General features: G+C 66.5%; 24 protein-coding genes. 17 read left to right on the forward strand and 7 right to left on the reverse strand.

The window, feature by feature from the left end; genetic code table 11:
- Positions 1–19 precede the first annotated feature (19 nt).
- The 8 genes from KZX42_RS08350 (at position 20) to KZX42_RS08385 (ending at position 8218) form a co-directional block, all read left to right on the forward strand.
- Positions 20–1432, forward strand: a complete 1413-nt coding sequence (locus KZX42_RS08350) for a sigma-54 dependent transcriptional regulator (protein ID WP_248118749.1) — start codon at positions 20–22, stop codon at positions 1430–1432.
- Between the two features lie 3 nt (positions 1433–1435).
- Positions 1436–2332, forward strand: a complete 897-nt coding sequence (gene bla / locus KZX42_RS08355) for a class A beta-lactamase (protein ID WP_248118750.1) — start codon at positions 1436–1438, stop codon at positions 2330–2332.
- Positions 2333–2342: 10 nt separating this feature from the next.
- Entirely contained in the window at positions 2343–4442 is a 2100-nt protein-coding gene (gene flhA / locus KZX42_RS08360; RefSeq protein WP_248119135.1) for a flagellar biosynthesis protein FlhA, read from the forward strand.
- A 68-nt stretch (positions 4443–4510) separates the two neighbouring features.
- A complete protein-coding gene (locus tag KZX42_RS08365; RefSeq protein WP_248118751.1) occupies positions 4511–6037 on the forward strand; it encodes a CHASE3 domain-containing protein in 1527 nt (508 codons plus the stop codon).
- A complete protein-coding gene (locus KZX42_RS08370) occupies positions 6034–6459 on the forward strand; it encodes a response regulator (RefSeq protein ID WP_248118752.1) in 426 nt (141 codons plus the stop codon). Before KZX42_RS08365 ends, KZX42_RS08370 begins: the two co-directional genes overlap by 4 nt.
- Entirely contained in the window at positions 6456–7496 is a 1041-nt protein-coding gene (locus KZX42_RS08375; protein ID WP_248118753.1) for a histidine kinase dimerization/phosphoacceptor domain -containing protein, read from the forward strand. The genes KZX42_RS08370 and KZX42_RS08375 overlap by 4 nt, the downstream gene beginning before the upstream one ends.
- Before the next feature lie 14 nt (positions 7497–7510).
- On the forward strand, positions 7511–7954 hold the full coding sequence (locus KZX42_RS08380) for an NUDIX domain-containing protein (protein WP_248118754.1): 444 nt from the start codon (positions 7511–7513) through the stop codon (positions 7952–7954).
- An 84-nt stretch (positions 7955–8038) separates the two neighbouring features.
- Positions 8039–8218 carry a CsbD family protein gene (locus KZX42_RS08385; protein WP_248118755.1) on the forward strand — a complete coding sequence of 60 codons (180 nt, stop codon included), beginning with the start codon at positions 8039–8041 and terminating at the stop codon, positions 8216–8218.
- 68 nt (positions 8219–8286) lie between these two features.
- Here KZX42_RS08385 and KZX42_RS08390 read toward each other — a convergent pair whose 3' ends face one another.
- The 5 genes from KZX42_RS08390 to KZX42_RS08410 all read right to left on the reverse strand — a co-directional run bounded on the left by KZX42_RS08390 (position 8287) and on the right by KZX42_RS08410 (position 12320).
- Positions 8287–8793: a hypothetical protein gene (locus tag KZX42_RS08390; protein WP_248118756.1), complete on the reverse strand. Its 507-nt coding sequence runs from the start codon at positions 8791–8793 to the stop codon at positions 8287–8289.
- A 49-nt stretch (positions 8794–8842) separates the two neighbouring features.
- Positions 8843–10021 (reverse strand): VWA domain-containing protein, encoded by a 1179-nt coding sequence (locus tag KZX42_RS08395; RefSeq protein WP_248118757.1) that lies wholly within the window; start codon positions 10019–10021, stop codon positions 8843–8845.
- On the reverse strand, positions 10021–10701 hold the full coding sequence (locus KZX42_RS08400; RefSeq protein WP_248118758.1) for a hypothetical protein: 681 nt from the start codon (positions 10699–10701) through the stop codon (positions 10021–10023). The genes KZX42_RS08395 and KZX42_RS08400 overlap by 1 nt, the downstream gene beginning before the upstream one ends.
- 63 nt (positions 10702–10764) lie before the next feature.
- Complete coding sequence (locus KZX42_RS08405) at positions 10765–11292, reverse strand: GNAT family N-acetyltransferase (RefSeq protein ID WP_248118759.1); 528 nt, start codon at positions 11290–11292, stop codon at positions 10765–10767.
- A 23-nt stretch (positions 11293–11315) separates the two neighbouring features.
- Positions 11316–12320, reverse strand: coding sequence for a zinc-binding alcohol dehydrogenase family protein (locus tag KZX42_RS08410; protein ID WP_248118760.1), 1005 nt, complete (start codon positions 12318–12320; stop codon positions 11316–11318).
- A gap of 273 nt (positions 12321–12593) precedes the next feature.
- Between KZX42_RS08410 and KZX42_RS08415 the strand changes: the two genes are divergently transcribed.
- Genes KZX42_RS08415 through dxs form a run of 5 tightly spaced genes read left to right on the forward strand, consistent with a single transcriptional unit; the run spans position 12594 to position 16779 of the window.
- Complete coding sequence (locus KZX42_RS08415; RefSeq protein ID WP_248118761.1) at positions 12594–13253, forward strand: histidine phosphatase family protein; 660 nt, start codon at positions 12594–12596, stop codon at positions 13251–13253.
- A gap of 48 nt (positions 13254–13301) precedes the next feature.
- Entirely contained in the window at positions 13302–13553 is a 252-nt protein-coding gene (locus tag KZX42_RS08420; RefSeq protein ID WP_248118762.1) for an exodeoxyribonuclease VII small subunit, read from the forward strand.
- Positions 13550–13900 carry a tRNA-binding protein gene (locus tag KZX42_RS08425; RefSeq protein WP_248118763.1) on the forward strand — a complete coding sequence of 117 codons (351 nt, stop codon included), beginning with the start codon at positions 13550–13552 and terminating at the stop codon, positions 13898–13900. Before KZX42_RS08420 ends, KZX42_RS08425 begins: the two co-directional genes overlap by 4 nt.
- A 38-nt stretch (positions 13901–13938) precedes the next feature.
- Positions 13939–14811, forward strand: coding sequence for a polyprenyl synthetase family protein (locus tag KZX42_RS08430; protein WP_248119136.1), 873 nt, complete (start codon positions 13939–13941; stop codon positions 14809–14811).
- A gap of 57 nt (positions 14812–14868) precedes the next feature.
- Positions 14869–16779, forward strand: a complete 1911-nt coding sequence (gene dxs / locus KZX42_RS08435; RefSeq protein WP_248118764.1) for a 1-deoxy-D-xylulose-5-phosphate synthase — start codon at positions 14869–14871, stop codon at positions 16777–16779.
- Positions 16780–16786: 7 nt separating this feature from the next.
- Here dxs and KZX42_RS08440 read toward each other — a convergent pair whose 3' ends face one another.
- Both KZX42_RS08440 and gcvA read right to left on the reverse strand, forming a co-directional pair.
- Positions 16787–17521, reverse strand: coding sequence for an NYN domain-containing protein (locus tag KZX42_RS08440; protein WP_248118765.1), 735 nt, complete (start codon positions 17519–17521; stop codon positions 16787–16789).
- 18 nt (positions 17522–17539) lie between these two features.
- Entirely contained in the window at positions 17540–18469 is a 930-nt protein-coding gene (gene gcvA / locus KZX42_RS08445; protein WP_248118766.1) for a transcriptional regulator GcvA, read from the reverse strand.
- A 135-nt stretch (positions 18470–18604) separates the two neighbouring features.
- Between gcvA and cysG the strand changes: the two genes are divergently transcribed.
- Genes cysG through KZX42_RS08465 form a run of 4 tightly spaced genes read left to right on the forward strand, consistent with a single transcriptional unit; the run spans position 18605 to position 22992 of the window.
- Positions 18605–19987 (forward strand): siroheme synthase CysG, encoded by a 1383-nt coding sequence (gene cysG, locus KZX42_RS08450; protein ID WP_248118767.1) that lies wholly within the window; start codon positions 18605–18607, stop codon positions 19985–19987.
- Positions 19984–20259: a DUF2849 domain-containing protein gene (locus tag KZX42_RS08455; protein WP_248118768.1), complete on the forward strand. Its 276-nt coding sequence runs from the start codon at positions 19984–19986 to the stop codon at positions 20257–20259. Before cysG ends, KZX42_RS08455 begins: the two co-directional genes overlap by 4 nt.
- Complete coding sequence (locus KZX42_RS08460) at positions 20259–21929, forward strand: nitrite/sulfite reductase (RefSeq protein WP_248118769.1); 1671 nt, start codon at positions 20259–20261, stop codon at positions 21927–21929. Before KZX42_RS08455 ends, KZX42_RS08460 begins: the two co-directional genes overlap by 1 nt.
- On the forward strand, positions 21913–22992 hold the full coding sequence (locus KZX42_RS08465) for a phosphoadenylyl-sulfate reductase (protein ID WP_248118770.1): 1080 nt from the start codon (positions 21913–21915) through the stop codon (positions 22990–22992). The genes KZX42_RS08460 and KZX42_RS08465 overlap by 17 nt, the downstream gene beginning before the upstream one ends.
- Positions 22993–23005: the final 13 nt, after the last annotated feature.

Here is a 23005-nt window from a genome sequence, read left to right on the forward strand (position 1 = left end):
GAATTAGAGGAGAAGAACGATGCGTCTTCTGGTGGTAGGCAGACTGAGCGGCCAGCTGGCTTCGGCGGTCAAGATGGCCATGGCGCACGGCGCCAAGGTCAATCACGTCGAGCGCGCCGATCAGGCGACCGAACAGTTGCGGCGCGGGCAGGGCGCCGACCTGCTCATGGTCGATTATCAGCTCGACATCGCCGCCCTGATCGCCGCCAACGAAGCGGAGCGGATCACCATTCCGGTGGTGGCCTTTGGCGTCGACGCCGACGCGCGTGAGGCCGCCGCCGCCATCAAGGCCGGGGCCAAGGAGTTCATTCCGCTTCCGCCCGACGCCGAACTGATCGCCGCCGTCCTGTCGGCCGTCGCCGACGACGAAAAGCCGATGATCTCGGCCGATCCGTCGATGAAGGCGGTGCTTCAACTGGCCGATCAGGTCGCCCGCTCGGAAGCCTCCATCCTGATCACCGGCGAAAGCGGCGTCGGCAAGGAGGTGATGGCGCGGTATCTGCACGAGCATTCGCGCCGATCGGAACGCCCCTTCATCAGCGTCAACTGCGCCGCCATCCCCGACAATCTGCTGGAATCCGAACTGTTCGGCCATGAGAAGGGCGCCTTCACCGGCGCCGTCGCGCGCCGGATCGGCAAGTTCGAAGAGGCCGACGGCGGCACCCTGCTGCTGGACGAAATCTCGGAGATGGACGCCCGGCTGCAGGCCAAGCTGCTGCGCGCCATCCAGGAGCGGGTCATCGACCGTGTCGGCGGCTCCAAGCCCGTCTCCGTCAACATCCGCATCATCGCCACCTCGAACCGCGACCTGTCCAAGGCCGTGGCGGAGGGCGTGTTCCGCGAAGACCTGCTCTATCGGCTGAACGTGGTGAACCTGCGCCTGCCGTCCCTGCGCGAACGGCCCGGCGACATCGGCGTGCTGGCCGATCACTTCATCAAGAAATACGCCGCCGCCAACGGCGTTCCGGTGCGCCCCATGTCGGCCGCCGCGCGACAGGCCATCGTCGCCCATCGCTGGCCTGGCAACGTTCGCGAACTGGAAAACGCCATGCACCGGGCGGTGCTGCTGGCGGTCGGGCCCGAGATCGACGTTGACGCCATCCGCCTGCCGGACGGTCAGCCCTTGGGCGGCATGGGCGCCGCCATGACGGCGGGCCAGGCCTATGAGGCGCCGCTGGGCGGGGTGGCCGCCCGCGCGGCCCAGGCCGCCGACGCGGTGACCCGCAGCTTCGTCGGACAGACGGTGGCGGCGATGGAGAAGACCCTGATCCTGGACACCCTGACCCACTGTCTGGGCAACCGCACCCATGCGGCCAACATCCTGGGGATATCCATCCGCACCCTGCGCAACAAGCTGAACGAATACGCCGACGAGGGCGCGGCCATCCCGGCGCCTCAGAGCGGGATTTCCGCCTCGGGCTATGCGGCCTGACGGATGGGCCGGGGTTTCGATCGCAGGACGTTGATCGGCGGCGTGGGCGCGATGACGCTCGTCGGCTGCTATCCGAAGCGCGAGAAGCCTCAGGCCGAGGACGACCAGCCGGAGTTTCTGCTGGCCGATCTGGAAGCGCGCCACGGCGGTCGGCTGGGCGTCGCGGCGCTCGACGTGGGCAGCCAGCGCCGCGTGTCCTGGCGCGGGCAGGAGCGGTTCCCCTTCTGCTCGACCTTCAAGGCCTTTCTGGCTGTCGCTATTCTGGAACGGGTGCAGCGCGACGAGGAGCAGCTGGACCGCGCCGTGCCTATCGTTCGCACCGACATGATCCCCCATGCCCCCGTGACCGAAAAGGCCATCGGCCGCACCCTGACCATCCGCGAGCTGATTCAGGCCGCCGTGGAGGTCAGCGACAATCCGGCCGCCAATATCCTGATCCGTGAAATGGGTGGAATCGCAGTATGGCGTTCGTGGTGGCCCACGTTCGGCGACACCACAACCCTGATCTCGCGCCTGGAGCCGGACCTGAACACCGCCCTGCCTGACGACCCGCGCGACACCTGCCTGCCGGATCAGAGCATCGCCAATATTCGCGAGTTGGCCTTTGGCGACCGGCTGATCCCGACCCACGATCAGATGATCCAGGGCTGGATGACGGCCTCGCCGACCGGCCCGAACCGCATCAAGGCTGGCGCGCCGCAGGGCTGGACCGTCGCCCACAAGACCGGCACGGGCGCGAATGGAACCGCCAACGATATCGGTGTAGCCTTCCCCCTGTCTGGCGCGCCGGTGATCCTGGCCACCTATTTCACCGGGGCGACGCAGGCGAGCGACGATCAACGCGACGCCGTGATCGCCGAGGCGACCCGTCGCGCCTTCAAGGCGTTGGGCCGTGACTGATACGCCCGTGATGATGAAGGACGGGATGGCGCGCCCCACCGGGCGCGATGTCTTGGGCTGGGTCAACCGCGGCGAAGTGCTGATGGCGGTCGGCGTGATCGGCGTGATCATGCTGCTGATCCTGCCGGTCCCGAAGATGCTGCTGGACCTGCTGCTGGCGATCTCGCTGGTCTCGTCCGTGCTGATCCTGATGACGGCCGTGATGATGAAGCGGCCGCTGGACTTCGCCATCTTTCCGACGGTGCTGCTGGTTTCAACCCTGTTCCGTCTGGGGCTGAACCTGGCGTCCACACGTCTGATCCTGACCCACGGCCAGGAGGGGCATGACGCCGCCGGTCAGGTCATCAACGCCTTCGGGCAGCTGATGATGGGCGGCAACTTCATCATCGGGGTGATTATCTTCGCCATCATCCTGGTGGTGAACTTCGTGGTCATCACCAAGGGTTCGACGCGGATCGCGGAAGTGTCCGCCCGCTTCACCCTGGACTCCATGCCGGGCAAGCAGATGGCCATCGACGCCGATCTGTCTTCGGGCTTGATCACCGAGGACCAGGCCAAGATCCGCCGCAAGGAGCTGGAACAGGAATCCACCTTCTTCGGGGCCATGGACGGCGCCTCAAAGTTCGTGCGCGGCGATGCGGTCGCCGGTCTGATCATAACCTTCATCAATGTGATCGGCGGAATCCTGATCGGCACGCTGCAGCACAAGATGGCCCTGCCGGACGCGGCCAACACCTATGTCCAGCTGACCATCGGCGACGGCTTGGTGACGCAGGTGCCGGCCATCATCATCTCCATCGCCGCCGGTTTCCTGGTGTCCAAGGCGGGCGTGGAGGGCACGGCCGACAAGGCCCTGGTGACGCAACTGGCCACCAACCCGGTATCGCTGGGCGTAGTGTCTGGGGCGGCCGGCCTGATCGGCCTGATCCCCGGCATGCCGCTGATCCCCTTCGCCGCCCTGGCCATCGGTTCGGGCTTCATGGCCTGGAAGCTGGGTCGCAACCGGCTGAAGCCTCAGCCGACCGAGGCCGAACGCGCCGCCGCCGAGGCCGCCGCCAAGCCCAAGGAGGATGTCGAGGAGCCGATCGCCAACATCCTGACCATCGACGAGGTCAAGATCGAGCTGGGCTATTCGCTGCTCAGCCTGATCAACGATCTGGAAGGCCGCCGGCTGACCGATCAGATCCGGGCCCTGCGCCGGTCGCTGGCCCAGGAATACGGCTTCGTCATCCCGCAGGTCCGCATCCTGGACAATATGCGCCTGCCGACCCAGGGCTACGCCATCCGCATCAAGGAGATGGAGAGCGGGGCGGGCGAGGTTCGGCTGGGCCATCTGATGGCGATGGACCCGTCGGGGCGTCAGGTGGAGCTGCCGGGGGAACACATGCGCGAGCCCGCCTTCGGCCTGCCCGCCACCTGGATCGAGGAAGGGCTGCGTGAAGAGGCGACTTTCCGGGGCTATACGCTGGTCGATCCCTCGACCGTGCTGACCACCCACCTGACTGAAATTCTCAAGGAGAACATGGCGGATCTGCTGTCCTACGCCGAGGTGCAGAAGCTGCTGAAGGACCTGGGGGCCGAAGAGAAGAAGCTGGTCGAGGAACTGGTCCCCAGCGTCGTCACCGTGACCACGCTGCAGCGCGTGCTTCAGGCCCTGCTGCGCGAGAAGGTGTCGATCCGCGACCTGCCTGCAATTCTGGAAGGTCTGGCCGAGGCCGCGCCGCACAGCGCGTCCGTCACCACTCTGGTCGAACACGTCCGCGCGCGCCTGGGTCGCCAGCTGTGCTGGCAGAACAAGGACGGGGAGGGCGCGCTGCCCATCGTCACCCTGTCGCCGGAGTGGGAGGCCGCCTTCGCCGAAAGCCTGATCGGCAATGGCGAGGACAAGCAACTGGCCATGGCCCCGTCGCGCCTGCAGGACTTCATCCGCGCCGTGCGCGATACGTTCGAGCGCATCGCCATGACGGGCGAGAACCCGGTCCTGCTGACCGGCCCCATGACCCGCCCCTATGTCCGCTCCATCATCGAACGGTTCCGGGGCCAGACGGTGGTCATGAGCCAGAACGAAATCCACCCCAAGGCGCGGTTGCGTACACTGGGGCAGGTGTGATCCGACGTCTTCGGCGGCGCCTCCAGATTGGCGTTTGACGCGAGCGCCTGCGGGTCTAAAGCTGCGCTATGATCCCCACTTCGCGACGCAGCCTTTTACGATTCAGAGACTTCGCGCGCACGCCGTCTCTGGCCCGCTCGATCTCGGCGATGCTTGTCCTGGCGTTCGCCCTGCTGATCGTGGTCAATGTGACCACCTTCGTGATGATCCAGCGCACGGCGGCGGTGAACGACACGATTGAGCATGCCCAGCAGATGCGCCGGGCCTCGCGCACGACCCTGATTGCCATGCTGAACGCTGAAACGGCCCAGCGCGGCTTCCTGCTGACCGGGCGCAGCGACTTCCTGGAGCCCTATCGCAAGGCGCAGTCCGAGATCGCGCCCGCCGTCGCCTTTCTGGACGAGGGCGCCGCGCGAGACCCCACGCTGAAGGCGCCGATCGACCGCATTCATGGGCTGGCCGATCAGAAATGGGGCGAGATGGAGAAGACCCTGACGCTGGCGCAGCAGGGTCGCATCGGTCAGTCGATCCAGTCGGTCCGTTCCGGCGAAGGCAAACGCTATATGGACGAACTGCGGGCGGCGGTGGACGACTTCGACAACATCAAGTCCCGACGCATCGCCGACCGTACTCTCAAGTCAGAACGATACGGCACGCTGACCGTGGTGATGAACGCGATCACGGGGCTTCTGGTGGTGGTTCTGGCGCTTCTGTCGGCCTGGATGGTTCGCCGCTACGTCGGCGAGATTCAGACCGCCCGCGCCACCCTGGACGCCGCCAACGCCAGTCTGGAGGACAAGGTCAAGGAACGGACCGGCGACCTGATGCGCGCCAACGAGGAAATCCAACGGTTCGCCTATATCGTCAGCCACGATCTTCGCGCGCCCCTTGTGAATGTCATGGGTTACACTTCGGAGCTGGAGCAGGCCGGCAAGGTGGTCGACAAGGCCATCGCCGATGCCGAGAAGACCCGCGCGGTCGACGCCGACGTGGTCATGGCCGTGCGCGAAGACATGCCCGAGGCCATCGGCTTCATCCGCGCCTCAACCGAAAAGATGGACCGTCTGATCAACGCCATCCTGAAGCTGTCGCGCGAGGGCCGCCGCAATCTGCTGCCTGAGACATTGGACATGACGGCCATGGCCGAGAACATCGCCAAGAGCGTCCACCACCAGACCGAGGCTTCCGGCGCCCGCATCGAGGTCCAGCCCTTGCCAGAAATCGAGAGCGACCGGATTTCGATGGAGCAGATCGTGGGCAATCTGATCGACAATGCGGTCAAATATCTGGACCACGGTCGGCCGGGCGAGATTGTCGTCTCGGGAGAGGATACGCCCGGCGGCTGGGTCGTCTATCGCATCGCCGACAATGGTCGGGGCATCGCGCCGCGCGACCACGAGCGAATTTTCGAACTGTTCCGTCGCTCTGGCAAACAGGACCGCTCGGGCGAGGGCTTGGGCCTGGCCTTTGTCCGCAACAGCGTTCGCCGGCTGGGCGGGACCATCGACGTCGAATCCGAGCTGGGTAAAGGCTCGACTTTCCTGCTGAAATTCCCCAAACGACTGATTGTAGCCGAACCTGGAGTCGCGTTGTGACGCATCCCGTCAAAATCATCATGGTCGAAGACGACCACGGTCACGCCAAGCTGATCGAAAAGAACATCCGTCGCGCGAATATCAATAACGAAATCAAGCATTTCGATGAAGGTGGCGCGGCGCTGGAGTATCTGTTCAGCGACGAAATCCTGGAGAACGGGCCGCTTCTGATCCTGCTGGACCTTAACCTGCCGGATATGTCGGGAACCGACATCCTGGAAAAGGTGAAGGGCAATGAACGGTTGCGCCGCGCGCCTGTGGTGGTTTTGACCACCACCGACGACAAGGTCGAGATTCAGCGGTGCTACGACCTGGGCTGCAATGTCTACATCACCAAGCCCGTCGATTATGAATCCTTCGCCGGCGCGATCCGCCAACTGGGCCTGTTCCTGTCGGTGATCCAGGCCCCGGAGATCGAGTGATCGCGGCCGACCAGCCCATTCGTCTGCTCTACATCGACGACGACCGGGGCCTGTCCCGGTTGGTCGAGAAGGAGTTGGCGCGTCACGGCTACGCTGTGACCTGCGCGCCCGATGGCGACGCCGGGCTGGAGCTGTTGCAGCAGCACGACTACGATGTTTGCGCGCTGGACCACTATATGCCGTCACGGGACGGGCTGGACGTGTTGCCGGACATCCTGGCGCTGACTGCGCCGCCGCCGGTCGTCTATGTCACCGGCGCCCAGGATGGGCGGATCGCCGTGGCCGCCCTTCGCGCCGGCGCCGCTGACTATGTCATCAAGGACGTGTCGGAGGACTTCACCTCCCTGCTGCGTGTGGCGCTGGAAGACTCCCTTTTGCGGCGGCGCCTGCAACGCGAGAACGATCTGGCGCAGGAAGAAATCCGTCTGGCGCGCGATCGGGCGGAGGCGATGCTGCGCGAGGTGAACCACCGCGTCGGCAATTCGCTGCAACTGGTGTCCAGCTTCATGTCGCTGCAGATGCGCCATGTGTCGGACCAGGGCGCCAAGGACGCGCTGCGGGAATCCCAGGCTCGGATCGAGGCCGTGGCTCACGTTCACCGCCGCCTCTACACGTCCGGCGACATGAGCCAGGTGGCCATGCACGAGTATCTGGAAGGGCTGATGGACGAACTATCGAAGTCCATTGGGCCGGACGACGGCTCGCCGCACCTGAAGCTGGAGGCCGCGCCCCTGTCGGTCACGACCGACCAGGCCGTATCCATCGGCGTTATCGTGACCGAATTGGTGACCAATGCGGTCAAATACGCCTATGCGCCGGGGCAGGGTGGCGAAATCCGCATCCGTATGGATCGCGAAGGGGATAGCCGCGTCGTCCTGACCGTCGAAGACGATGGGCCGGGCATGGGCGACGGTGCGCCCAAGGGCACGGGTCTGGGGGCCAAGATCATCTCGGCCATGGCGTCGGGCCTGCGTTCGGCGGTCGAGTTCGACGGCGCCCACAAGGGCGTGCGCGCCAGGCTGGCCTTCGACCTTTAGGGGTTGGCGTTATCATGCTGCAGTTCGGCGTTCGAAAACCCGCAACCGACTATCGCCATCGCGCCGTCGCCTTCGGCGTGGTGGAACGCGATGGCCTGATCGCCTGCGTGCGCGTGGAGCGAGCGACCGGCCCCTACTTCGACCTGCCGGGCGGTGGGGTGGACGTGGAGGAAACCGAGGTCGAGGCCCTGCGGCGCGAGTTTGTCGAGGAGACGGGTCTGACGATCACGCCGTTGAACCGCATCGCCGAGGCCAGCCAGTATTTCATACGGTCTACCGACGAGCCGCTGAACAATGTCGGCGGCTTCTGGACGGCGCGCGTCGTGGCGGAAGATCCGACCGCCAAATGCGAGGAAGATCACACTCTGGTTTGGTTGGACCCCACCTTCGCCCTGTCTCGGCTGCGCCACGATTCACACGCCTGGGCGGTGGCGGTCTGGCTGCGGCGCGCAAGCTGAGCCTTACGGAACTAGGCCTTTAAGATTTCGTTTTTTGATCAACGCGTGACGCCATACCGGCCGCGCAGGATCAGGAGACAAAGCATGGCCGATCATGATCGTATCGAAGGCGCCGCCAAGAACCTGGGCGGCAAGGTTAAGGAAGCCGCCGGCAAGGTGACCGGCGACACCAAGCTGCAGGCCGAGGGCAAGGCCGATCAGGTCGAAGGCAAGGTCCAGAACGCCGTCGGCGGCGTCAAGGACAGCCTGCGCGACAAGGACTGACCCCTAAGTCTACTCTTCACTGAATGCGCGAAACGCCGTCCGCGAAAGCGGGCGGCGTTTTCTTTGGGTCAGTCGGGCTTGTCGCCCCAAAGCGTCAGCGACAGGCCCTTCTTGTCCGCACCGTCCACGGGCCGGCATTCCGAACTGAAGCCTCCCTGGCTCGGACGGGGGCGACAGTCCATTTCCCGAAGGCCGGACGGCGCATTGATCGTTCGCGACTGCGGACCGCACTGGACCGCATAGGCGGAGCCGCCGGCGGACGCCTGCATCATCTGACAGTCGCCGGCCATGCCGGTGGGCCGCAACGCCTCGGGCAGGTTCGGTCCCATGGCTACAGCCAACTGCGCGTGCACCTCGGCCTGGCAGGCCTGCATCGGCGTGTCGCCGCGGACCAGGGGGCTGCACCGCGCTCGCTCGAACCCGAAGGGATCGGCCAGGCCCCAGGCCGGCACGGAATGCGATGCGGCGGGCTCAGGCGGCGCCGGCGCGGTCGCAGGCGCGGCGGTGGGCGTTTCCCACACCACCGTCGGCGCGGTCTGTTGCAGAAGCAGTAAGGCGAAGGCGGCGGCGATCATTGGTCGAACCCCTCGTACGGCGCTGTGCCCGTCGCTCCGTGCGCCGGCCTTACCTTGTCAGGGCGCGCATCGCCTTGTCCAGCCCGTCCAGCGTAAGCGGATACATCCGCTGGTCCATCACCTCGCGCAGCAGCCCGACCGAGGCGGTATAGCCCCAATAACGTTCCTGCACCGGATTTAGCCAGACCGACCGCTCCCATTGACCGCGCGCCCGCTTCATCCAGACCGCGCCGGCCTCCTCGTTCCAGTGCTCGACCGAGCCGCCGGGCATGGTGATTTCATAGGGGCCCATCGTCGCATCCCCGACGAAGATCGCACGCCAGTCGCCAGGGTATTTGTTCAGCACGTCCCAGGTCGGGATCCGTTCGGTATGGCGGCGGCGGTTGTCCTTCCAGACCCCCTCGTAGAGGCAGTTGTGAAAGTAGAAGAACTCCAGGTTCTTGAACTCGGTCTTGGCCGCGGAGAACAACTCCTCGACCATCTTGATATGGCCGTCCATCGAGCCGCCGATGTCCAGGAACAGCAGCACCTTGATCGTGTTGCGCCGTTCGGGCCGCATCTGGATGTCCAGCCAACCCTGACGCGCCGTGCCGTCGATGGTGCCGTCGATGTCCAGTTCGTCCGCCGCGCCCTGGCGCGCGAAGCGGCGCAGACGGCGCAGGGCGACCTTGATGTTGCGGGTGCCCAGTTCGACCGTGTCGTCCAGGTTCTTGAACTCGCGCTTCTCCCAGACCTTGACCGCCCGGCCATGCTTGCCCGGCCCGCCGATCCGCACCCCTTCGGGATTATAGCCGCCGTGTCCGAAGGGGCTGGTACCGCCCGTTCCGATCCATTTTGAGCCGCCGGAATGGCGTTCCTTCTGCTCCTCCAGCCGCTGTTTCAGCGTCTCCATCAGCTTGTCGAAGCCGCCCAGGGCCTCGATCTGAGCCTTCTCCTCGTCGGTCAGGTATTTTTCGTTCAGCAGCCGCAGCCAGTCTTCGGGAATGTCGGTGGTCAGGTCCTCTCCCGCGCCGACCGTCTCGATGCCCTTGAACACCGTGCCGAACACCTGATCGAAACGGTCATAGTGTTTCTCGTCCTTGACCAGAACCGCGCGCGACAGGTGATAAAAGGCCTCGACCTCTCGCCCCGCCAGATCGCGATCCATGGCCTCCATAAGATTGAGCCATTCCTTCATCGACACCGGAACCTTGGCGTCGCGCAGGGCGGAGAAGAAGGGCAGAAGCATTAGTCGGCGCCGGGCGCGGCGACATTGACTTGGGGCGCGGCGGTCGATTGGGCGGCACGACGCGCGGCGAGTTCAGGTTCCAGGATCGTCGTAATCCAGAAGCTGTCGAAGACGCCGCTTCTGCCCGCCGTGCCTGGCGGAGAGGAAAAGCGGTACTTGACGGCCCATCCATCGATTACCCCGACCGTCGCCTGCTCGTAGCTGTCAGGTGTTTCGAAACCGATCGTCTTGTGTTCGGGGATTTCACGGCCTGGAAGCTCGAACATTGGGCGGCTGCGAGACAGGTCCGCCGGGCGAGCGCCGCGATAACGCGCTTGGATCGCGAGAGCGGCGGTGGCGGCTTCCTCCGCCGTCGTCCCTGTGCTGCGCGTCAAATATAGGGTGCGAATATCGCTTATGGTTTGGGTCGAACAGCCGACGTCGTCTCCGCGCTGTGCACTGGGATAGACATGAACGGCGTTCACTGTCTTGCCTGGATTGAGCACGCACCGATATCCACTGGCCTTGTGACGCAGAATGATCGCGCCGCCAGCCGTTGCGCTTTCGTTGTCGAACAGGTCGGAGGCGCCGGCGGCGGAAAGCAAACGGTCGCCTTCCGCGACGGCCGCTCGGGCGGCGCCTTCGTCCGAAGTGGGGGCGGCTTGCAAAGCAAGCATCAGCGAAAGGACAAGGGTGTGCATTCAGCGTGGCTTTGAATGGTGTGTCGGGCGACCACAGAACCATTTGCTGCGGTAGGCGTCTACCTATCCGCGTCGCAAGATGAACTCGCGGTCGCGCCAGGCGCCGACGGGATAGTCGTATTCGCCGACCTTTTCGAAGCCGTGGGCGGCGTAGAGGCGCCGGGCCCTATCATTGCCGCTCCAGACGCCGATCCACAGCGGGCCGGAGGTGTTGGCCTGCATCCAGTCCAGCGCCAGGGTCAGCAGGGCCGTGCCCAGGCCCAGGCCTTGCGCCGATTTGGCGACATAGAGGCGGCGAAGCTCCAGATCGCCGCTCTTAGCCTCGGCATGCGGCAGGCCGTTGGGACCGGCGTTGGCGAAGGCCAGCAGTTCGCCGGCCCGCTCGGCCACCCACCAGGCGCAGCCCGGCTCGGCCAGCTTCGTTAACGTCGGCTCCAGTCCGAAACTGGCGTCGAGAAAGGCGGTCAGATCCGTAGGCGGATAGGGGATGCCGAACCCGCTGACGAAGGTGTCCACGAAGGTCTGGCGGCCCAGGGCCCCCAGCGCGGCGGCGTCGTCAGGGCGGGCAGGGCGGATCACGGGCGCGGTCATGGTCCGCTCTTAGAGGGCAAGGGTCAGAGACCGTCCAGCGCGATCTTGCCGATGGTCGCGCCGCTCTCCAGCCGACGATGGCCGTCCAGAAGGGTTTCGACCGAGAGCGGTCCCAGGTTCTCGGTCAAGGTGGTGCGGACCGCGCCAGCGTCGACCAGGCGCGAAACCTCGGTCAGGATTTCGTGCTGCCGGATCATGTCCGGGGTCTGCTGGACCGGCCGGGTGAACATGAACTCCCAGACGAAGCCGGCGGCCTTGGGTTTCAGCAGTTCCACCGGCAAGCCCTTAAAGTCGTCGATGGCGCCGATCACCCCTTGCGCCGCAACCGCGCGGGCCAGGGCCTCGAAATGGGATTGGGTGTGGGTCAGGGCGGCGATGTAGCGGGGCGCGCGCTCGCCGGCGGCGGCCAAGGCCTCGTCGATCGCGCCGGAATGGTCGATGACGGCATGGGCGCCCAGGCCCAGGCACCATTGGCGGGTGTCGGGGCGCGAGGCGGTGGCCACGACGCGCAGCCGGGTCGTCGCCCGTGCGATCTGGATCAGGGCTGAACCCACGCCGCCCGCGCCGCCGACGATCAGCAGGGTCTCGTCCTCGTCGGCCCCGGCCTTCATCCGGTCGAACAGCAGCTCCCAGGCCGTGATGGCGGTCAGGGGCAGGGCGGCGGCTTCTGGGAACGTCAGGGATGTCGGCTTAGGTCCCACGATCCGCTCATCCACCGCTTGGCGTTCGGCGTTGGAGCCGGGACGGTCGATCTGGCCGGCGTAGAAGACCGCGTCTCCGACCTTGAACAGGCTGGCCTTTTCGCCGACGCCGATCACCACGCCTGCCGCGTCATAGCCCAGGATGCTGGTCTGGCCGCCCTCGGGCTGACGGCTGTTTCGGACCTTGGCGTCGACCGGGTTCAGGCTGACGGCCTTGACCTGAACCAGCAGGTCCCAGGGACGTAACGTCGGCTCGGGCGCGTCGAAAGCGATCAGGGCGGCGGGGTCGGTCGCGGGGCGGGGTCCGGTCGTGCCGATGGCCTTCATGATGGGCTCCTGAGGCTTGGTTCGTCGTCATCCAGATCGGTTTGCAAAACGCCCGGCGCAAGGCGCATCGGCGAAATCACCGCCCGCAAGACCGACCTGCCGATGTCGCCGTTCCGGAGGTCGCGCGACCCAGGTGTTCAGGCGAGGTTGTGTCGGCGCGCGAGGGGGGCTACGACCTTGAAGGATCAGGCCGTTCTGCGGTCGCACATGTCACGTGCTTGGGGAGGACTGAGGACGTTCAAAGCCTTGAAACCAAAGGCCCGTCCGCTCGTCATGTCTGTCCCCGCCTTGTCCCTCGATTCGACCGAACCGTCCGTGGTTCCACCCGCCTCGCCCTCCGTCGGCGGCCTGGTCGCGACCCGTCCCGGCGCAATCATCCTGACCCGTCATGGCGAGCCGGCCCTGTCGCGCAAATGCCTGATCACCGCGCGACAATACGGCGACTGGTGGGCGAAATATGAGATTGGCGGCCTCTTGGCCGGCCAGACGCCGCCCGCCGAGCTGGTCGCTGCGGCCCAGGGCGCGGGGGCCATCTACGCCTCCACCCGCCAGCGCGCCCAGGAGACCGCCGCCGCCGTCTCGGCAGGGCGTGAGGTGCTGTCGGACGTCATGTTCATCGAGGCGCCGCTGCCGCCGCCGCCGGTGCCGGAATGGATCAAGCTGTCGCCCAAATGGTGGGGCGTGGTGTCGCGGTTCTGGTGGCACGCTTTCGACCACCACGATGGCCAGGAGACCCGCGCCCAAGCCGAGGCCCGCGCCGACCAGGCGGCCCGGAAGCTGATCGCCCGCGCCGAAAGCGGCCAGGACGTGCTGGTTTTCGCCCACGGCTATTTCAACCACATGGTCGGCCGTGCGCTGAAGGGCGACGGCTGGAAACTGGTCCAGAACCAAGGCTTCAAATACTGGTCACAGCGTCGCTACGAGAAGCGATAGCCGCTTCTGCCGTTGAAGCGTGGGGCGACCCCCTCTAGGGTCCGCGCCATGACCGACGCCGCCCCCGCCATCCCCGCCGACCTCAGTTTCGAAGACGCCCTGCAGCGGCTGGAGACCATCGTGTCCCGCCTGGAATCCGGCCAGGCCCCGCTGGAGGAATCCATCGCACTGTATGAGGAGGGTGCGCGGCTGAAGGCGCACTGCGAGGCGCGGCTGAAGGCCGCCCAGCTTCGCGTCGAGAAGATCGTCGTCGGGCCGGACGGGCAGGCGCAGGGCGCCGAGCCCGTGTCTTTCGAATGAGCAGGGCCACCGAAACCATCGGTTTTGACGACTTTCAGAAAGTCGACATCCGCGTGGGCCGGATCGTGAAGGCCGACGCCTTCCCGGAGGCGCGCAAACCGGCTTTTAAACTGAAGATCGACTTCGGACCCGAGATCGGCGTCAAGACATCCTCGGCCCAGATCACGCACCACTACACCCTGGAACAGCTGGCAGGCCGGATGGTCGCAGCCGTCGTCAACTTTCCGTCGCGTCAGATCGGGCCTGTGAAGTCCGAAGTTCTGACCCTGGGTTTTCCCGATGCGCAGGGCGAGGTCGTGCTGGTGGGCGTGGATCGTGAACTTCCTTTAGGCGGACGTCTGTTTTGACCCATGTGATCGCTGCGAACTCGCCCGAGCAGGCCGTTATTGATCGTGTGGCCGAGGTCGCCGATCTGGTCACGGTCGCGCTGGACGAACTGCTGCCGCGCGCGGAAGGCCCGGAATCGCGCCTCACCGAGGCGATGCGCTACGCCGCCCTGGGGCCGGGCAAGCGGCTGCGTCCGTTCTTTGCGCTGGAGGCGGCGCGCCTGTTCGATATCGACGAACGGTCGGTGCTGCGGGCCGCCTGCGCCCTGGAATGCGTTCACGCCTACAGCCTGGTCCACGACGACTTGCCGTGCATGGACGACGACGACGTGCGGCGTGGCCGCCCGACCGTCCACCGCGCCTATGACGAGGCGACGGCGGTGCTGGCGGGAGATGCGTTGCAGACGGCGGCGTTCGACATCCTGCTGCATGAGGACACGCATGAGGATGCGGCCGTCCGATGCGAACTGGCGGCGCGGCTGTCTCTGGCCTCGGGTGCGCGCGGCATGGCGGGCGGTCAGATGATCGACCTGTTGGGCGTGCGCGACGACCTGGGCGGGGTGGCGCGGATGCAGCGGTTGAAGACCGGCGCCCTGTTCGCCTATGCGTTCGAGATTCCGCTGATCATCGCCGGCGCCACGGCCCAGCATCAGCACGCCCTGATCAGCTTCTCGCACGATGTAGGTCTGGCCTATCAGATCGTCGACGACCTGCTGGATGTCGAAGGATCGCCCGAGGAAATGGGCAAGGCGGCCGGCGGCAAGGACGCAGCCCTGGGTAAGACCAACTTCGTCACCCTGCTGGGTGTCGAGGCGGCGCGACAACGGGTCGCGCATCTGGCCGATCAGGCGCGCGCCCATCTGGAGCCGTTCGGCCACGAGGCCGAAATCCTCAAGGCCAGCGTGGACTTTGTGTTAAAGCGCCGGGCCTGATAGAAAAGCTGACCCGCGAACGCGGGTTACGACAAGAAGACCATCAAGGTTCCGCCCATGCCCGACACCCCCCTGCTCGACACCGTCAAGATTCCCGCCGATATGCGGGGCTTCGACATCGCCCAGCTGAAACAGCTGGCCGAGGAGGTTCGGGCCGAGACCATCGACGCGGTGTCCGTCACCGGCGGGCATCTGGGCGCGGGGCTGGGGGTGGTCGAACTGACCACGGCGCTTCACCATGTGTTCGAGACGCCCAAGGACATCCTGATCTGGGACGTCGGGCACCAATGCTATCCGCACAAGATCCTGACGGGGCGACGCGACCGCATCCGCACCCTGCGTCAGGGCGGCGGCCTGTCGGGCTTCACCAAACGCAGCGAGAGCGAATACGACCCGTTCGGCGCGGCCCACGCCTCGACCTCCATCAGCGCCGCTCTGGGCTTCGCCGCCGCGCGCGACCAGAAGGGCGAAAAGAACCGCGTCGTGGCCGTGATCGGCGACGGTTCCATGTCGGCCGGCATGGCCTATGAGGCGATGAACAACGCCGCCGAGGCGACCAATGGCCAGTTGATGGTCATTCTGAACGACAACGACATGTCGATCGCGCCCCCGGTCGGCGGAATGAGCGCCTATCTGGCCGGTCTGGTGTCGGGCGGCGCCTATCAGAACGTGCGACGGTTGGGCAAGTCGGTGGCTCAGCACCTGCCGCGCCCCTTCCGGAAGGCGGCCAAGAAGGCCGAGGAATATGCGCGCGGCATGGTGACCGGCGGCACCTTCTTCGAAGAGCTGGGCTTCTATTATGTCGGGCCGATCGACGGCCATGACATGGACAATCTGGTGCCTATCCTGAAGAAGGCGGCCGCCATCGAGGACCGGCCCGTTCTGGTCCATGTCGTGACGCAGAAGGGCAAGGGCTATGCGCCTGCCGAATCCAGCGCCGACAAGCTGCACGCCGTGGTCAAGTTCGACGTGGTGTCGGGCAAACAGGCCAAGGCCATCTCCAACGCCCCCAGCTACACCAAGGTGTTCGGGACCGAGCTGATCAAACACGCCAAGGTCGATCCGACCGTGGTGGCGATTACCGCCGCCATGCCGTCAGGCACCGGTCTGGACCTGTTCGGTCAGGCCTTCCCCGAGCGGACCTATGACGTGGGCATCGCCGAACAGCACGCCGTGACCTTTGCGGCGGGTCTGGCGGCGGACGGGATGAAGCCGGTCTGCGCCATCTATTCGACCTTCCTGCAGCGCGGTTACGACCAGGTGGTCCACGACGTGGCGATCCAGTCGCTGCCCGTGCGGTTCGCCATGGACCGGGCCGGTCTGGTGGGCGCGGACGGATCGACCCACGCCGGATCGTTCGACATCGGCTTCATGGGGGCGCTGCCCGGCATGGTGCTGATGGCGGCGGCGGACGAGGCCGAACTGGCGGCGATGATCTCGACGTCCCTGGCCATCGACGACCGCCCCAGCGCCTTCCGCTATCCGCGCGGCGACGGCGTGGGCGTGGAAATCCCGGAACTGGCCGCTCCGCTGGAGATCGGCAAGGGCCGGATCGTGCGCGAGGGGACCTCGGTCGCCATCCTGTCGCTGGGCACCCGTCTGCAGGAATCGCTGAAGGCGGCGGACCTGCTGGCGGCCAGGGGCGTGTCGGCGACCGTCGCCGACGCCCGCTTCGCCAAGCCGCTGGACGCCGACCTGATCCTGCGTTTGGCGCGCGAGCACGAATGCCTGATCACGGTGGAGGAGGGCGCCATGGGCGGCTTCGGCGCCTTCGTGTTGCAACTGCTGGCCGAGAAGGGCGCTCTGGATCGCGGCTTGAAGGTTCGCACCCTCAACCTGCCGGATATCTTCCAGGATCAGGATGCGCCGGCCGTCATGTACGCCAAGGCGGGGCTGAACGCAGAACATATCGCGGCGGCGTCCTTGACAGCCCTGGGTATCGAAACGCCACGCGCCGCCAGGGCCTGAGGCGGTCTTAGGCGCGGTCGCGAATCCGCATTCCGCCCGGCCCCTTGCTCTCGACCTCGAACCGGCCCGTGGCGCGGATCAGGTCGGACAGTTTGGCGTAGCCATAGGTGCGCTGATCGAAGTCGGGGTAGGCGTTGCGCAGCCGATTGCCGATAGCCCCGGCCAGAACCCAGCCGTCGCCGTCCTCGTCCAGGTCGGCGATGACCGAGGCGATCAGGCGTGTCGCCTCGCTGGGCTTGCGCTTGGCCGGCGCCGGTTCGGCGGCGGCCTTTTTGCTGGCGTCCTCGTTCGGCTCGGCCTGGGTGGTCAGGTTCTCGGTGTAGATGAAGCGCGTGCAGGCCTGGCGGAAACTTTCCGGCGTCTTCTGTTCGCCAAACCCATAGACGTCCACGCCTTCCTCTCGGATGCGCGCCGCCAGACGGGTGAAGTCGGAATCCGACGACACCAGGCAGAAGCCGTCGAACCGCCCCGAGTGCAACAGGTCCATGGCGTCGATCACCAGGGCGATGTCGCCGGAGTTCTTGCCCTTGGTGTTGGCGAAGTTCTGCTGCGGCTGGATGGCCCAGCGCGCCAGCACCTTGGTCCAGCCGGCGATCTGCGGACTGGAAAAATCGCCATACACGCGACGCGCCGAGGCTTCGCCCAGGGTGGCGATCTCGGTGAACAGCGCCTCGGCGATGCGGGACGAGGCGTTTTCCGCGTCGATCAGCACGGCGAGGCGCGCGGGCTTTCCATTGGCCATGACGGCCTCCTTGGCGGGTTAGAGTTGGCCCATCGTATTGTCGTGGTCCACGGCCTGCTTCTTCAGCCAGCCGACGAAGGTGGTGGTGCTGGGCGAGGGCGGGCGGTCGCGGGGTTGAACGACATAATAGGCGAAACCCACGGCTTCCGAGCCATCGGGGAAGGGGGCGATCAGACGACCGGACGCCAGGTCCGCCTGGGCCAGGGTGCGTTTCGCCAGGGCCACGCCGCGACCGGCGATGGCCGCCTCGATCAACAGGCCCGACTGGTTGAAGCGCGAGCCCCGGCGCGGATCGGGATGGCGCACGCCGCGCGCCTTCAGCCACATGGCCCAGTCCGGGCGGCTGGGGTCGCCGTCGTTGGACATGTCGTGCAGCAAGGTGTGGCGGATCAGGTCGGCGGGCCTCCGAATCGGGTGTTCGCCGTCCATGAGCGACGGAGCGCAGACGGGCAGGACCGTCTCGGTCATCAGCCGATCGACGGTCAGGCCGGGATAGTCGCCGGGACCATAGCGGACGGCCAGGTCGATCTTGCCCTCCGATAGATCCGCCGTCTCCATGTCGGCGGAAATCCACAGTTCAATCTCGGGATGGGCGGTGTGGAAGGCGTCCATGCGCGGCATCAGCCATTTGGAGGCGAAGCCCGGCGCCACGCTGATCGACACCTGCTTCCTGCGCGGCGGCTCGCGCAGCAGGGCCGAGGCGTCCATCAGCCGTTCGAAACCTTCGCGCAGCAGCGGCACGGAGGATCGGCCGAGATCGGTCAACTGAAGCCCGCGCGCCTCGCGCACGAACAGGGGGCCGCCCACGATGTCCTCCAACAGCCGGATCTGCTGACTGACGGCGCCCGGCGTCACCGACAGTTCGTCGGCGGCGCGCGAGAAGTTCAGGTGACGCGCGGCGGCCTCGAAGGCGCGCAGGGCGTTGAGCGGGAGCAGGGAACGGGCCATCGCCGTTAGAAATCCTATCAGCGAGACAAAGGCAATCTGGTTTGCGGGCGTCGGCGATGACGTCGAAGGTTCCAATCCAGAGTTTGCGCCTGAAACCGGCGCTTTTCCTTATCGATCGCTCCGGAAAGCCAGACGATGCGTGTCTTTCTCGCCTCCATTCCGCTGGAGGCCGCCAAAATCGTGATCATCGGCGGCGGGGAGCCGGCGTTGGCCAAGCTGCGGCTGTTCCTCAACGGCCCGGCCGAGGTCCGGTGGTTCGCGCCCGATGGCGCGCCCGAGGCCATCGAGACGCCGCAGGGGGCGCCGACGCCGGTCCTTCGCACGCCGGAAGTCGAGGATTTGGCGGACGCGCGGCTGGTGTTCATCGCCCTGAGTGATCTGGATAAGGTCCGGCGGCTGGCGGACCTGGCGCGGACTGCGGGGGCGCAGGTCAATGTGGTGGACCAGCCTGCTCTAAGCGATTTCCAGACCCCGGCCCTGATCGACCGGGACGAGGTGGTGGTCGGCGTGGCGACGGGCGGTTCGGCGCCGATCCTGGCCCGGGATATCCGCACGGCCATCGAGAATGTGCTGCCTGCGGGTCTGGCCAATGTGGCGCGGATGGCGCGCGAGCTGCGCGACACGGTCAAGGCCAGCGTGCCGGATTTCATGGCGCGGCGGCGGTTTTGGGAGAAGGCGTTCCGGGGACCGGCGGCCGATCTGGCGGCGGCCGGACGAACGGCAGAGGCGCGGCGTGAGATGCTGCGCCTGCTGAACGTGGCGGCGCCGGAACAGGGCGTGGTCCATATCGTCGGCGCGGGACCGGGCGACCCGGAGCTTCTGACGCTGAAGGCGCTGCGGGTGCTGCAGGACGCCGACGTCATCATCCACGACCGGCTGGTGCCGGAGGCGGTGCTGGATCGGGCGCGGCGCGACGCCAAACGTCTGTATGTCGGCAAGGCGCGCGGCGACCATTCCGTGCCGCAGGACCAGATCGAGGCCCTGATGATCGCCGAGGCTCGCGCCGGTCATCGGGTCGTGCGGCTGAAGGGCGGCGATCCCTTCGTCTTCGGACGCGGCGGCGAGGAGCTTGAGGCTATGCGGTCGGCGGGCGTGGCGGTCTTTGTCGTGCCCGGCGTGACGGCGGCCCTGGCCTGCGCGGCGTCTGCGGGCATTCCCCTGACCCACCGCGATCACGCCCAGGCGGTGACCTTCGTGACGGCGCAGGGCAAGGTCGGCGGCGTGGACGCCGACTGGTCGCGCCTGGCCGCGCCGAACCACACCTTGGCCATCTATATGGGAACGGACCGCGCCGAGGAGACGGCGTCCAAGCTGATGGCGGCAGGGCGTGCGGGCTCAACGCCTGTGGCCGTGGTCGAGAACGGCAGCCGCCCGGATGAGAGGGTTCTGATGGGGCGGCTGGATGGGCTGGGCGCGCTGGTTCGGGGCGCTGATCTGACGGGACCGGCCTTGGTGTTCGTCGGTGAGACGGCGGCCTTTTCGGCGGCGCAGGCGGATATTTCGGAGGCGGCGGCATGAAGGTCGTGACCGCGAACCGCCTGTCGGACGGCCGCGTCATCTATGCGGGTGTGGACAATCAGCCTGTCGGTCATATCGATCAGGCGTCGGTGCTGGATGATGCTGCGGCGGAGATCGTGCTGGCCGAGGTGGCCGGGCGGCCCGATGTCTTTGTGAATCCCTATCTGTTCGAGGTCAGCGACCGCACGCCCTCGGGCCGCGACCGGTTGAAGGAGCGCATCCGCTCTGCCGGACCGACCGTGGGGCACAGCGTCGTGGGAGGCGTGGGCTGATGTATCGCTATGACGAGTTCGACCACGCCCTGGTGCGCGAACGGGTCGAGGAGTTTTCCGATCAGGTGGCGCGCCGCGCGTCCGGCGCCCTGACCGAGGACGAGTTCAAGCCGCTGCGGCTGATGAACGGCGTCTATCTGCAATTGCACGCCTATATGCTGCGGGTCGCCATTCCCTATGGAACGTTCAGCAGTCGCCAGATGCGGCGGCTGGCCCACATCGCCCGCACCTATGACAAGGGCTATGGCCATTTCACCACGCGGTGCAACATCCAGTACAACTGGCCGGCCCTGACAGACCTGCCGGCGATCCTGAGCGATCTGGCCGAGGTCGAGATGCACGCCATCCAGACCAGCGGCAACTGTATCCGCAACACCACGACCGACGTGTTCGCCGGCGTCGCCGACGACGAGATCGAAGACCCGCGTCCCTGGTGCGAGATCATCCGCCAGTGGTCGACCATCCATCCGGAGTTTTCCTTCCTGCCGCGCAAGTTCAAGATCGCGGTGATCGGCGCCGAGAAGGATCGGGCGGCGATCCGCACCCACGATGTCGGCCTGCAGATCGTGAAGGGCGAGGACGGCGGCACGGCCTTCCGCGTCTTCGTGGGCGGCGGGCAGGGGCGCCTGCCCCATATCGCGCAGGAGATCGCGGCGGCGGTGCCGGCGGCGCACCTGCTGGCCTATCTGACCGCCATCCTGCGGGCATGGAACCTGCTGGGGCGACGCGACAATATCCACAAGGCGCGGATCAAGATCCTGGTCGCCTCCTTGGGGATCGACGTCTTCCGCGAGGAGGTGGACAGACACTACGCCACCCTGCGCCACGAAGACCTGCGCGTGCCCGAAGACGAGGTCGCGCGCATCCAGGCCTATTTCGCCGCGCCGCCCTTCGCCGATCTGCCCAAGGTCAGCGCCCCGTACGACCGCGCCCTGCTGGCCGATCCCGACTTCGCCCGATTCGCCCGCAACAATGTGCGCCGTCATCGCCAGTCGGGCTACGCCTCGGTGGTGGTGTCGCTGAAGCCGGTCGGCGGGGTGCCTGGCGACATCACGGCGGACCAGATGGACGCCGTGGCGGATCTGGCCGAGCGCTATTCGTTCGACGAGCTGCGCGCCGCCTATGAGCAGAACCTGGTCCTGCCGCATGTGAAGCTGGACGACGTGCCTACCGTGTGGCGGGCCCTGCATGAGGCGGGTTTGGCGACGGCCAACGCGGACCTGGCGACCGACGTCATCGCCTGCCCCGGACTGGACTATTGCAGCCTGGCCAACGCCCGATCGATTCCGGTCGCCCAGGCCCTGTCGAAACGGTTGGCGGACCTGGACTATCAGGAAGCGCTGGGGCCGGTGCGCATCAATATGAGCGGCTGCATCAACGCCTGCGGTCATCACCACGTCGGCCACATCGGCGTGCTGGGCGTCGATCGCAAGGGCGAGGAATACTACCAGATCACCGTCGGCGGCTCGCCCGACGAACAGGCGGCGCTGGGCGATATCGTAGGCAAGAGCTTGCCGTTCGAAGAAGTGGCGCCCGCCATTCAGCGGACGCTGGACCGCTATCTGCAAATCCGCGCGGACGGCGAGCGGTTCATCGACACGGTGCGCCGCGTCGGTCCCGACCCCTTCCGCGACGCCATCTATGAGACGCTCGATGCTGCAAACGCTTGAAGGGATTCAGAACGGGTTGCGGCTGTCGGTCACGACGCCGCTTGAAGAGGTCGAGGCGGCGGTTGTGACCGAGGATGTGCTGGTGTTGGAGTTCGACGCCTTTCGCGACGGGCGCGGCTTCTCGCTGGCGGCGGTGCTGCGCGAGCGGGGATACGCCGGGCGGTTGATCGCTGCGGGCAAGGTGCTGCCCGATCAGGCGCGCCACCTGCGGCGCTCTGGCTTCGATGCGGTGGAGCTGGCGCTGGGCGCCGATGCAGCGGCCTGGGCGCGGATGGATCAGGCGTTCAGCGGCGCCTATCAGCCCGCCGTCGATCCTGCGCCGACCATCTGGCGGCGACGCCGCGCGGCGTCGAACGACCGTGACCTGGAGGCGCTGGCTGATCGGCTGAACCGCGAGACCGAGGGCAAGTCGGCGCCTCAAATCGTCAAGGCGGCGCTGGATCCTGCGCTCGGACTGCGCGTGGGAACAATCTCGTCCTTTGGGGCGGAATCGGCGGCCCTGCTGCACATCGTCGCCGATGAACGGCCCGAGACGCCAGTTGTGTTTCTCGAGACGGGGCAGCATTTCCTGCAAACCCTGTCCTACCGCACCCAACTGACCAAGGCGCTGGGCCTCACCGACGTGCGGCTGGTCACGCCCGATGCGAACGAGAAGGCGACGCTGGATGCGCGCGACGACCTGTGGCGCACCGACGCCGACGCCTGCTGCGACCTGAGAAAGGTGCGGCCGCTGGCGCGGGCCACGGCGGGGTTCAACGCGATCATCACCGGCCGCAAACGTTATCAGGCCGTGACGCGGGCGCGGCTGAAGCCGTTCGAGGTGCTGGATGGCGTGCTGCGCATCAACCCGCTGGCGAACTGGGACGCCGACGATGTCGAGGCGTGGCTGGCCGATAACGACCTTCCGCGCCATCCGCTGGTCGAGCAGGGATATGCCTCGATCGGGTGCTGGCCGTGCACGCGGGCGGTCCAGACCGGCGAGGACGCGCGCGCCGGGCGTTGGTCGGGTATGGACAAGGTCGAGTGCGGCATCCACCTAGGCAAACGTCAGGCCGCCGCCTGATCCGACCTTTTCT

The organism is Brevundimonas sp. EYE_349 (assembly GCF_023147505.1).
Lineage (GTDB): Bacteria > Pseudomonadota > Alphaproteobacteria > Caulobacterales > Caulobacteraceae > Brevundimonas.

Coding starts and splice junctions, on each gene's coding strand:
- KZX42_RS08350 (WP_248118749.1), top strand. CDS start 20: ATGCGTCTTCTGGTGGTAGGCAGACTGAGCGGCCAGCTGGCTTCGGCG.
- bla (WP_248118750.1), top strand. CDS start 1,436: ATGGGCCGGGGTTTCGATCGCAGGACGTTGATCGGCGGCGTGGGCGCG.
- flhA (WP_248119135.1), top strand. CDS start 2,343: ATGATGAAGGACGGGATGGCGCGCCCCACCGGGCGCGATGTCTTGGGC.
- KZX42_RS08365 (WP_248118751.1), top strand. CDS start 4,511: ATGATCCCCACTTCGCGACGCAGCCTTTTACGATTCAGAGACTTCGCG.
- KZX42_RS08380 (WP_248118754.1), top strand. CDS start 7,511: ATGCTGCAGTTCGGCGTTCGAAAACCCGCAACCGACTATCGCCATCGC.
- KZX42_RS08385 (WP_248118755.1), top strand. CDS start 8,039: ATGGCCGATCATGATCGTATCGAAGGCGCCGCCAAGAACCTGGGCGGC.
- KZX42_RS08390 (WP_248118756.1), bottom strand. CDS start 8,793: ATGATCGCCGCCGCCTTCGCCTTACTGCTTCTGCAACAGACCGCGCCG.
- KZX42_RS08395 (WP_248118757.1), bottom strand. CDS start 10,021: ATGCTTCTGCCCTTCTTCTCCGCCCTGCGCGACGCCAAGGTTCCGGTG.
- KZX42_RS08400 (WP_248118758.1), bottom strand. CDS start 10,701: ATGCACACCCTTGTCCTTTCGCTGATGCTTGCTTTGCAAGCCGCCCCC.
- KZX42_RS08405 (WP_248118759.1), bottom strand. CDS start 11,292: ATGACCGCGCCCGTGATCCGCCCTGCCCGCCCTGACGACGCCGCCGCG.
- KZX42_RS08410 (WP_248118760.1), bottom strand. CDS start 12,320: ATGAAGGCCATCGGCACGACCGGACCCCGCCCCGCGACCGACCCCGCC.
- KZX42_RS08415 (WP_248118761.1), top strand. CDS start 12,594: ATGTCTGTCCCCGCCTTGTCCCTCGATTCGACCGAACCGTCCGTGGTT.
- KZX42_RS08420 (WP_248118762.1), top strand. CDS start 13,302: ATGACCGACGCCGCCCCCGCCATCCCCGCCGACCTCAGTTTCGAAGAC.
- KZX42_RS08425 (WP_248118763.1), top strand. CDS start 13,550: ATGAGCAGGGCCACCGAAACCATCGGTTTTGACGACTTTCAGAAAGTC.
- dxs (WP_248118764.1), top strand. CDS start 14,869: ATGCCCGACACCCCCCTGCTCGACACCGTCAAGATTCCCGCCGATATG.
- KZX42_RS08440 (WP_248118765.1), bottom strand. CDS start 17,521: ATGGCCAATGGAAAGCCCGCGCGCCTCGCCGTGCTGATCGACGCGGAA.
- gcvA (WP_248118766.1), bottom strand. CDS start 18,469: ATGGCCCGTTCCCTGCTCCCGCTCAACGCCCTGCGCGCCTTCGAGGCC.
- cysG (WP_248118767.1), top strand. CDS start 18,605: ATGCGTGTCTTTCTCGCCTCCATTCCGCTGGAGGCCGCCAAAATCGTG.
- KZX42_RS08455 (WP_248118768.1), top strand. CDS start 19,984: ATGAAGGTCGTGACCGCGAACCGCCTGTCGGACGGCCGCGTCATCTAT.
- KZX42_RS08460 (WP_248118769.1), top strand. CDS start 20,259: ATGTATCGCTATGACGAGTTCGACCACGCCCTGGTGCGCGAACGGGTC.
- KZX42_RS08465 (WP_248118770.1), top strand. CDS start 21,913: ATGCTGCAAACGCTTGAAGGGATTCAGAACGGGTTGCGGCTGTCGGTC.